Here is a 10,093-nt window from a genome sequence, read left to right as displayed (position 1 = left end):
GATGGAAATGGAAGCCACGCAAGCACCTTAAAATCACCATCATACACTAAATCAGTAAGTTGGCAGCATTACCTTCTCGGGATATCTTATTACCGCGAACGAAAATAAGGTTGGAACGACATTTAACACCACTGTAACTAATGGATCCTCATATCTTGGACGCTGTCATTGTGATACTGGTAACGTAGGAGAATTCCCCTATATCTATTATACGTCAAAAATAAACCAGGCATTAACTTATGCTGGGGTTCACTCTAATATTAATTATTATGATCTTAATCCGAACCTTGATGTTGGGATTGCTATAGATATTCTTGGGGTTGGGTATGTGAATGCACCTTTTGAATATCATGCTAACAACCCGTCTGGTAATACAAAGTACAATTGCAACCGCATTGAACCTTTAAGTATATCCAGTGGGGCTAAAGCGATAGTATATTTTTATATCAAGAAGACATTTGCAGGAAAATTGATTATTCCTGAAACAAAGATAGTGACATTGTATGGAACAATTAGCCGTGACACCCCGGTGGATTACTCACAGCCGATGGCTGATGTTTATATTCGGGGCGATATTACAGCTCCGCAAAGTTGCGAAATAAATAATTTAAAGCCAGTTTGTTTTGATTTTAAAGAAATACCAGCTGCAGATTTTTCATCTGTTGTTGGAAGTGCGGTAACAACACATAAAATTACTAAAACAGTCACTATTGAGTGTGAAAACCTGGGGATACTGAATACCGATGATATCAGTACGTCTTTTTATGCTACCGAACCCAATACGGACAATTCAATGGTCGTAACTTCAAACTCTAACGTGGGGATAAAAATTTACGACAAAAATAATAAGGAAATCAAAGTGAACGGTGGTGAGTTGCCAACAGACATGGATAAATCAACAGTGTATGGTGAAAAATCAGGTAGTGTAACTTTTTCAGCTGCTCCTGCGAGCCTTACTGGAGCTCGCCCAGCCCCGGGGCAATTTACTGCAACAGCGACGATAACTGTTGAGATTGTGCGCTAATAGGTCTGACAACGATTGTTCATCACATCGTTGTCATCTCACCCATTTCTTTATCACTTTTAAATGCATCATGACAAAAAGATGGCATGTGGAATTTTCATCTTCACATTTAAAATCAGTAAGTTATTTGGTAATTCCTTTCTGTCATAAAAATGTCATATTCCTTATATATAACTGTCACCTGTTTGTCCTATTTTGCTTCTCGTAGCCAACAAACAATGCTTTATGAATCCTCCCAGGAGACATTATGAAAGTTATGCGTACCACCGTCGCAACTGTTGTCGCCGCGACCTTATCGATGAGTGCTTTCTCTGTGTTTGCAGAAGCAAGCCTGACAGGTGCAGGTGCAACCTTCCCTGCGCCGGTGTATGCCAAATGGGCTGACACTTACCAGAAAGAAACCGGTAATAAAGTTAACTACCAGGGTATCGGTTCTTCCGGTGGCGTAAAACAGATTATCGCTAATACCGTTGATTTTGGTGCCTCTGACGCGCCGCTGTCTGACGAAAAACTGGCTCAGGAAGGTCTGTTCCAGTTCCCGACCGTGATTGGCGGCGTGGTGCTGGCGGTTAACATTCCAGGGCTGAAGTCTGGCGAACTGGTGCTGGATGGTAAAACCCTCGGCGACATCTACCTGGGCAAAATCAAGAAGTGGGATGATGAAGCCATCGCCAAACTGAATCCGGGTCTGAAACTGCCTTCACAAAACATTGCTGTAGTACGCCGCGCAGATGGCTCCGGGACTTCCTTCGTCTTCACCAGCTACCTGGCGAAAGTGAACGAAGAGTGGAAAAACAACGTTGGTACTGGCTCTACCGTAAAATGGCCGATCGGTCTGGGCGGTAAAGGTAACGACGGTATCGCCGCGTTCGTTCAGCGTCTGCCGGGTGCAATTGGTTATGTTGAATATGCTTACGCGAAGCAGAACAACCTGGCGTACACCAAACTGATCTCCGCTGATGGTAAACCGGTTAGTCCGACCGAAGAAAACTTCGCTAATGCAGCAAAAGGTGCAGACTGGAGCAAAACCTTCGCTCAGGATCTGACCAACCAGAAAGGCGAAGATGCATGGCCTATTACCTCTACCACGTTCATTCTGATCCACAAAGATCAGAAGAAACCAGAACAAGGCACAGAGGTGCTGAAATTCTTCGACTGGGCGTACAAAACCGGGGCTAAACAGGCGAACGACCTGGATTACGCCAGCCTGCCGGATAGTGTAGTTGAACAGGTTCGCGCTGCGTGGAAGACCAATATTAAAGACAGTAGCGGTAAGCCGCTGTACTAATAAAACTCCAGGCCGGGTACGGTGTTTTACGCCGCATCCGGCATTACAAAATGACTTTGTAAACGCGTTTAACTGAAGAGTAACTTATGGCTGCAACCAAGCCCGCTTTTAACCCACCGGGTAAAAAGGGCGACATAATTTTCAGCGTGCTGGTAAAACTGGCGGCGCTGATTGTGCTATTGATGTTGGGTGGCATTATTGTCTCTCTGATCATCTCCTCCTGGCCGAGCATTCAGAAATTTGGTCTGGCTTTCCTATGGACCAAAGAGTGGGATGCACCGAACGATATCTACGGGGCGCTGGTGCCGATCTACGGTACGTTGGTGACTTCGTTTATCGCGCTGCTGATCGCCGTCCCGGTGAGTTTCGGTATCGCCCTGTTCCTGACTGAGCTTGCGCCTGGCTGGCTGAAACGCCCGCTGGGTATCGCCATTGAGCTGCTGGCAGCCATTCCAAGTATCGTTTACGGCATGTGGGGCCTGTTTATCTTTGCGCCGCTGTTCGCCGTTTACTTTCAGGAGCCGGTCGGCAATATCATGTCGAATATCCCGATTGTTGGCGCGCTGTTCTCTGGCCCCGCATTTGGTATCGGTATCCTCGCGGCAGGCGTGATCCTCGCCATCATGATTATTCCGTACATTGCGGCGGTAATGCGTGATGTGTTCGAACAAACCCCGGTGATGATGAAAGAGTCGGCCTACGGTATTGGCTGCACCACCTGGGAAGTTATCTGGCGTATCGTTCTTCCGTTCACCAAAAATGGTGTTATCGGCGGCATCATGCTGGGGCTGGGCCGCGCGCTCGGTGAAACCATGGCGGTGACCTTTATCATCGGTAACACCTACCAGCTCGACAGCGCCTCGCTGTACATGCCGGGCAATAGTATCACCTCTGCGCTGGCGAACGAATTTGCGGAAGCGGAATCCGGTCTGCACGTTGCCGCACTGATGGAACTGGGCCTGATCCTGTTTGTGATTACCTTCATCGTCCTCGCCGCATCGAAGTTTATGATTATGCGCCTGGCTAAGAATGAGGGGGCACGCTAATGGCTATGGTTGAAATGCAAACCACTGCGGCGCTGGCTGAATCTCGCCGCAAAATGCAGGCGCGTCGCCGCCTCAAAAACCGTATTGCGCTGACGCTCTCGATGGCGACGATGGCCTTCGGCCTGTTCTGGCTGATCTGGATTTTAATGTCCACCATCACTCGCGGTATCGACGGTATGTCGCTGGCGCTGTTCACTGAAATGACGCCGCCGCCCAATACGGAAGGTGGTGGTCTGGCGAACGCCCTGGCGGGTAGCGGGCTGTTAATTTTGTGGGCCACGGTATTCGGTACGCCGCTGGGCATTATGGCGGGGATTTATCTGGCGGAATATGGTCGTAAATCCTGGCTGGCAGAAGTGATTCGCTTCATTAACGACATTCTGCTCTCCGCGCCGTCGATTGTGGTTGGTCTGTTTGTCTACACCATCGTGGTGGCACAGATGGAGCACTTCTCCGGCTGGGCGGGCGTAATTGCGCTGGCGCTGTTGCAGGTGCCGATCGTTATCCGCACCACTGAGAACATGCTGAAACTGGTGCCGGACAGCCTGCGTGAAGCGGCTTATGCGCTGGGTACACCGAAGTGGAAGATGATCTCCGCGATTACGCTGAAAGCGTCGGTGTCCGGGATTATGACCGGTATCCTGCTGGCGATTGCCCGTATTGCCGGTGAAACCGCGCCGCTGCTGTTTACCGCGCTCTCCAACCAGTTCTGGAGCACGGACATGATGCAGCCGATCGCCAACCTGCCGGTGACGATCTTTAAGTTTGCGATGAGCCCGTTTGCGGAATGGCAACAACTGGCCTGGGCCGGGGTATTGATCATTACCCTGTGCGTCCTGCTGCTGAACATTCTGGCGCGCGTTGTTTTTGCGAAGAATAAACACGGTTAACACTTTTCCGGATGCGGCGTGAACGCCTTACCCGGCCCTACGGTAAGCCTGATTAGCGAAAAGCATCAGGTACGATGAGGAAAAGATTGCAATGAGTATGGTTGAAACTGCCCCGAGTAAAATTCAGGTTCGTAATTTGAACTTCTACTACGGCAAATTCCATGCCCTGAAAAACATCAACCTGGATATCGCCAAAAACCAGGTTACGGCGTTTATCGGGCCGTCCGGCTGCGGTAAATCGACGCTGCTGCGTACCTTCAACAAAATGTTTGAACTGTACCCGGAGCAGCGTGCGGAAGGTGAAATTCTGCTTGATGGCGACAACATCCTGACCAACTCTCAGGATATCGCCCTGCTGCGTGCGAAAGTGGGCATGGTGTTCCAGAAACCGACGCCGTTCCCGATGTCCATCTACGACAACATCGCCTTTGGCGTTCGTCTGTTTGAGAAGCTCTCCCGTGCCGACATGGACGAGCGCGTGCAGTGGGCATTGACCAAAGCCGCATTGTGGAACGAAACCAAAGATAAATTGCACCAGAGCGGTTACTCTCTCTCTGGTGGTCAGCAACAGCGTCTGTGTATTGCGCGTGGTATCGCCATTCGCCCGGAAGTGCTGCTGCTCGACGAACCGTGTTCGGCGCTCGACCCCATCTCTACCGGGCGTATTGAAGAGCTGATCACCGAACTGAAGCAGGATTACACCGTGGTGATCGTCACCCACAACATGCAGCAGGCTGCGCGTTGTTCCGACCACACGGCATTTATGTACCTGGGCGAATTGATTGAGTTCAGCAACACGGACGATCTGTTCACCAAGCCAGCGAAGAAACAAACAGAAGACTACATCACCGGTCGTTACGGTTGATTCAGGAGTGCGTTATGGACAGTCTCAATCTTAATAAACATATTTCCGGCCAGTTCAACGCCGAACTGGAAAGTATCCGCACGCAGGTGATGACCATGGGCGGCATGGTGGAGCAGCAGCTTTCTGATGCAATCACCGCGATGCATAACCAGGACAGCGATCTGGCGAAGCGCGTGATCGAAGGCGACAAGAACGTCAACATGATGGAAGTGGCGATCGATGAAGCCTGCGTGCGCATTATCGCCAAACGTCAGCCGACGGCGAGCGACCTGCGACTGGTTATGGTGATCAGTAAAACCATTGCCGAGCTGGAGCGTATTGGCGACGTGGCGGACAAAATCTGCCGTACTGCGCTGGAGAAATTCTCCCAGCAGCATCAGCCGTTGCTGGTAAGTCTGGAGTCGCTGGGCCGTCATACCATCCAGATGCTGCACGACGTGCTGGACGCGTTCGCGCGGATGGACATTGACGAAGCGGTACGTATTTATCGTGAAGATAAAAAAGTCGATCAGGAATACGAAGGTATTGTTCGTCAACTGATGACCTACATGATGGAAGATTCGCGCACTATTCCGAGCGTACTTACCGCGCTGTTCTGTGCGCGTTCAATCGAACGTATCGGCGACCGCTGCCAGAATATTTGTGAGTTTATCTTCTACTACGTGAAGGGTCAGGATTTCCGTCATGTAGGCGGTGATGAGCTGGATAAACTGCTGGCGGGAAAAGATAGCGACAAATAATTCACCAGACAAATCCCAATAACTTAATTATTGGGATTTGTTATATATAACTTTATAAATTCCTAAAATTACACAAGGTTAATAACTGCGAGCATGGTCATATTTTTATCAATAGCGCATTGCTATTTTCTCTGCACGCAATTAAATTAATTTCCGAACCTGGATGTTCGTTATAAAAACCATTAATAAATGACTGGATTGTTACTGCATTCGCAGGCAAAACCTGACATAACCAGAGAATACTGGTGAAGTCGGTTTTTTTTTGTTTATAAAAAAGGTCCTTGCTATGAACATGCAAATCACCAAAATTCTCAACAATAATGTTGTGGTGGTTATTGATGATCAACAGCGGGAAAAAGTCGTCATGGGGCGCGGAATTGGCTTTCAAAAACGCGCTGGCGAAAGAATTAACTCAAGTGGAATAGAAAAAGAGTATGCCTTGAGCAGTCATGAACTGAACGGGCGATTAAGCGAACTCTTAAGTCATATTCCTCTTGAGGTGATGGCAACCTGTGATCGTCTTATCTCTTTAGCGCAGGAGCGCTTGGGAAAATTACAGGACAGTATTTATATCTCGCTAACTGACCATTGCCAGTTTGCGATTAAACGCTTTCAGCAAAACGTGTTGCTGTGGGATATCCAGCGGCTTTACCCGAAAGAGTTCCAGCTAGGGGAAGAAGCGTTAACCATTATTGATAAACGGTTGGGCGTGCAGTTACCGAAAGATGAAGTGGGCTTTATTGCCATGCATCTGGTCAGTGCCCAAATGAGCGGAAATATGGAGGATGTTGCAGGTGTCACGCAGTTAATGCGCGAAATGCTGCAATTAATAAAATTTCAGTTCAGCCTTAATTACCAGGAAGAAAGCTTGAGTTATCAGCGACTGGTTACACATCTGAAGTTTTTATCCTGGCGTATTCTTGAACATGCTTCAATTAACGATAGTGATGAATCATTACAACAAGCAGTAAAACAAAATTACCCGCAAGCATGGCAATGTGCGGAACGGATCGCCATTTTTATTGGTTTGCAGTATCAACGTAAAATTTCACCCGCAGAGATTATGTTTTTAGCCATAAATATAGAGCGCGTGCGCAAAGAACACTGAAATATTATTACTGAGTAAAGGATTGTTACCGCACTAAGCGGGCAAAACCTGAAAAAAATTGCTTGATTCACGTCAGGCCGTTTTTTTCAGGTTTTTTTTTGGAGTTTTGCCGCAAAGCGGTAGAGGGCAAGTTATGACGGAGTTAGCCAGAAAAATAGTCGCAGGAGTCGGGGGCGCAGATAACATTGTGAGTCTGATGCATTGCGCAACGCGATTACGTTTTAAGTTAAAGGATGAAAGCAAAGCGCAAGCTGAGGTACTGAAAAAGACCCCCGGTATTATTATGGTGGTGGAAAGCGGTGGTCAGTTTCAGGTGGTCATAGGTAACCATGTGGCCGATGTCTTCCTGGCGGTTAACAGCGTGGCAGGCCTTGGCGAAAAAGCGCAACAGGCACCGGAAAATGATGAGAAAGGTAATCTGCTAAACCGCTTTGTTTATGTTATTTCAGGTATTTTTACGCCTCTGATCGGTCTGATGGCGGCAACCGGGATCCTGAAAGGTATGCTGGCTCTGGCGCTCACTTTTCAGTGGACGACCGAACAAAGTGGTACTTATTTAATTTTATTCAGCGCCAGTGATGCCTTGTTTGGGTTCTTCCCGATAATCCTGGGATACACCGCGGGCAAACGCTTCGGCGGTAATCCATTTACTGCCATGGTGATTGGTGGAGCGTTAGTGCATCCATTAATTCTGACTGCCTTCGAGAACGGGCAAAAAGCGGATGCGCCGGGGCTGGATTTCCTGGGTATTCCGGTCACATTGTTGAATTACTCGTCATCGGTTATTCCCATTATTTTTTCTGCCTGGTTGTGCAGCATTCTGGAACGCCGACTTAATGCGTGGTTACCGTCGGCAATCAAAAATTTCTTCACACCATTGCTATGTCTGATGGTTATCACACCCGTCACCTTTCTGCTGGTGGGGCAGCTATCAACCTGGATAAGCGAAATGATTGCCGCCGGTTATCTCTGGCTTTATCAGGCGGTTCCTGCATTTGCGGGCGCGGTAATGGGCGGCTTCTGGCAAATCTTCGTCATGTTCGGACTGCACAGGGGCCTGGTGCCGCTGTGTATCAATAACTTCACCGTGCTGGGCTACGACACCATGATCCCGCTGTTAATGCCCGCCATTATGGCGCAGGTCGGGGCGGCGCTCGGCGTCTTCCTCTGCGAACGCGATGCGCAGAAAAAAGTGGTGGCGGGATCAGCGGCGTTGACGGGTCTGTTTGGTATCACCGAACCAGCGGTATATGGCGTCAACCTGCCGCGTAAGTACCCCTTTGTTATCGCCTGTATCAGTGGAGCATTGGGGGCCACCATCATTGGCTACGCGCAAACGAAAGTTTACTCCTTTGGTTTGCCAAGTATTTTCACCTTCATGCAGACCATCCCGTCAACGGGGATTGATTTCACCGTCTGGGCCAGCGTTATTGGCGGTGTCATTGCCATAGGTTGCGCATTTGTTGGTACGTTGATGCTTCATTTCATCACCAGTAAACGTCAGCCAGCGCAGGGTGCCCCGCAAGAGAAAACACCAGAGGTTATTACACCACCTGAGCAGGGCGGTATCTGTTCACCGATGACGGGAGAGATTGTGCCGCTCATTCACGTCGCTGATACCACGTTTGCCAGTGGCCTGTTGGGTAAAGGTATCGCCATTCTGCCCTCGGTTGGTGAAGTGCGTTCTCCGGTTGCGGGTCGAATTGCTTCGTTGTTCGCCACATTACACGCCATTGGCATTGAGTCAGATGATGGTGTGGAGATCCTGATTCATGTCGGTATCGACACCGTAAAACTGGACGGCAAATTCTTTTCCGCTCACGTCAACGTGGGTGACAAGGTCAATACAGGCGATCGGCTGATTTCTTTTGATATCCCTGCTATTCGCGAGGCCGGATTTGATCTGACGACGCCGGTATTAATCAGTAATAGCGATGATTTTACAGACGTATTACCCCACGGCACGGCGCAGATAAGCGCAGGTGAACCGCTGTTATCCATCATTCGCTAACGATAAAAGGAGTTAATTATGAAAGCATTTCCAGAAACATTTCTTTGGGGTGGCGCAACAGCTGCCAATCAGGTGGAAGGTGCCTGGCTGGAAGATGGCAAAGGGATCACGACCTCAGATTTACAGCCTCATGGCGTAATGGGAAAAATGGAACCGCGCATCCTGGGGAAAGAGAATATCAAAGATGTCGCCATCGATTTTTATTACCGTTACCCGGAAGATATCGCGTTATTTGCCGAGATGGGCTTCACCTGTCTGCGTATTTCCATTGCCTGGGCGCGAATTTTCCCTCAGGGCGACGAAGCCGAACCGAATGAAGCGGGGTTAGCGTTTTACGATCGGCTGTTTGATGAAATGGCGCAGGCGGGGATCAAGCCGCTGGTAACGTTATCCCATTACGAAATGCTATATGGGCTGGTGAAAAACTACGGCGGTTGGGCTAATCGGGCGGTCATCGATCACTTCGAGCATTACGCCCGCACGGTCTTTACCCGCTACCAACATAAAGTAGCGTTATGGCTGACGTTTAATGAAATCAATATGTCGTTACACGCGCCATTCACGGGCGTGGGGCTGGCAGAAGAGAGTGGCGAGGCGGAAGTTTATCAGGCGATCCATCATCAACTGGTTGCCAGTGCGCGGGCAGTTAAAGCCTATCATAGCCTGATCCCCGAAGCGAAAATCGGCAATATGCTTCTCGGTGGGCTGGTTTACCCCCTCACCTGCCAGCCACAGGATATGTTGCAGGCCATGGAAGAGAACCGGCGCTGGATGTTCTTTGGTGATGTTCAGGCGCGTGGCCAATATCCCGGCTATATGCAGCGTTTCTTCCGCGACCACAATATCACCATTGAGATGACTGAAAGTGACGCAGAAGATTTAAAACATACTGTAGATTTCATCTCTTTTAGTTATTACATGACTGGTTGTGTTTCCCACGACGAAAGCATTAATAAAAATGCGCAGGGCAACATACTGAATATGATCCCCAATCCGCATCTGAAAAGTTCAGAGTGGGGGTGGCAAATTGATCCGGTTGGATTACGGGTAATGCTGCCAACTTACTGATTTAGTGTATGATGGTGATTTTAAGGTGCTTGCGTGGCTTCCATTTCCATCAG

General features: G+C 49.0%; 7 protein-coding genes and 2 pseudogenes. All 9 read left to right on the top strand.

Features of this window, described 5'->3' with window-relative positions; genetic code table 11:
* Nucleotides 1–64 precede the first annotated feature (64 nt).
* A pseudogene (lpfD-O113, locus tag ABZJ92_RS18465) lies at nucleotides 65–1,024 on the top strand (long polar fimbrial minor subunit LpfD-O113); the annotation flags it as partial.
* A gap of 247 nt (nucleotides 1,025–1,271) precedes the next feature.
* The gene (gene pstS, locus ABZJ92_RS18460; protein ID WP_000867146.1) at nucleotides 1,272–2,312 is read left to right on the top strand and encodes a phosphate ABC transporter substrate-binding protein PstS; all 1,041 of its coding nucleotides are present in this window, start codon (nucleotides 1,272–1,274) and stop codon (nucleotides 2,310–2,312) included.
* Nucleotides 2,313–2,398: 86 nt separating this feature from the next.
* Nucleotides 2,399–3,358: a phosphate ABC transporter permease PstC gene (gene pstC, locus ABZJ92_RS18455; protein ID WP_000741620.1), complete on the top strand. Its 960-nt coding sequence runs from the start codon at nucleotides 2,399–2,401 to the stop codon at nucleotides 3,356–3,358.
* Complete coding sequence (gene pstA, locus ABZJ92_RS18450) at nucleotides 3,358–4,248, top strand: phosphate ABC transporter permease PstA (RefSeq protein ID WP_001251991.1); 891 nt, start codon at nucleotides 3,358–3,360, stop codon at nucleotides 4,246–4,248. Before pstC ends, pstA begins: the two co-directional genes overlap by 1 nt.
* Nucleotides 4,249–4,339: 91 nt before the next feature.
* The gene (pstB, locus tag ABZJ92_RS18445; RefSeq protein ID WP_000063125.1) at nucleotides 4,340–5,113 is read left to right on the top strand and encodes a phosphate ABC transporter ATP-binding protein PstB; all 774 of its coding nucleotides are present in this window, start codon (nucleotides 4,340–4,342) and stop codon (nucleotides 5,111–5,113) included.
* Between the two features lie 14 nt (nucleotides 5,114–5,127).
* The gene (phoU, locus tag ABZJ92_RS18440; protein ID WP_000377786.1) at nucleotides 5,128–5,853 is read left to right on the top strand and encodes a phosphate signaling complex protein PhoU; all 726 of its coding nucleotides are present in this window, start codon (nucleotides 5,128–5,130) and stop codon (nucleotides 5,851–5,853) included.
* A 286-nt stretch (nucleotides 5,854–6,139) separates the two neighbouring features.
* Complete coding sequence (gene bglG, locus ABZJ92_RS18435) at nucleotides 6,140–6,961, top strand: transcriptional antiterminator BglG (protein WP_001057132.1); 822 nt, start codon at nucleotides 6,140–6,142, stop codon at nucleotides 6,959–6,961.
* Between the two features lie 133 nt (nucleotides 6,962–7,094).
* The gene (gene bglF, locus ABZJ92_RS18430; protein ID WP_000137307.1) at nucleotides 7,095–8,972 is read left to right on the top strand and encodes a PTS beta-glucoside transporter subunit IIABC; all 1,878 of its coding nucleotides are present in this window, start codon (nucleotides 7,095–7,097) and stop codon (nucleotides 8,970–8,972) included.
* Nucleotides 8,973–8,990: 18 nt separating this feature from the next.
* A pseudogene (gene bglB, locus ABZJ92_RS18425) lies at nucleotides 8,991–10,034 on the top strand (6-phospho-beta-glucosidase BglB); the annotation flags it as partial.
* Nucleotides 10,035–10,093 lie beyond the last annotated feature (59 nt).

Source organism: Shigella sp. FJ200513 (assembly GCF_040495915.1).
GTDB lineage: Bacteria > Pseudomonadota > Gammaproteobacteria > Enterobacterales > Enterobacteriaceae > ECMA0423.
This window is presented reverse-complemented; position numbering and strand designations above follow the sequence as displayed.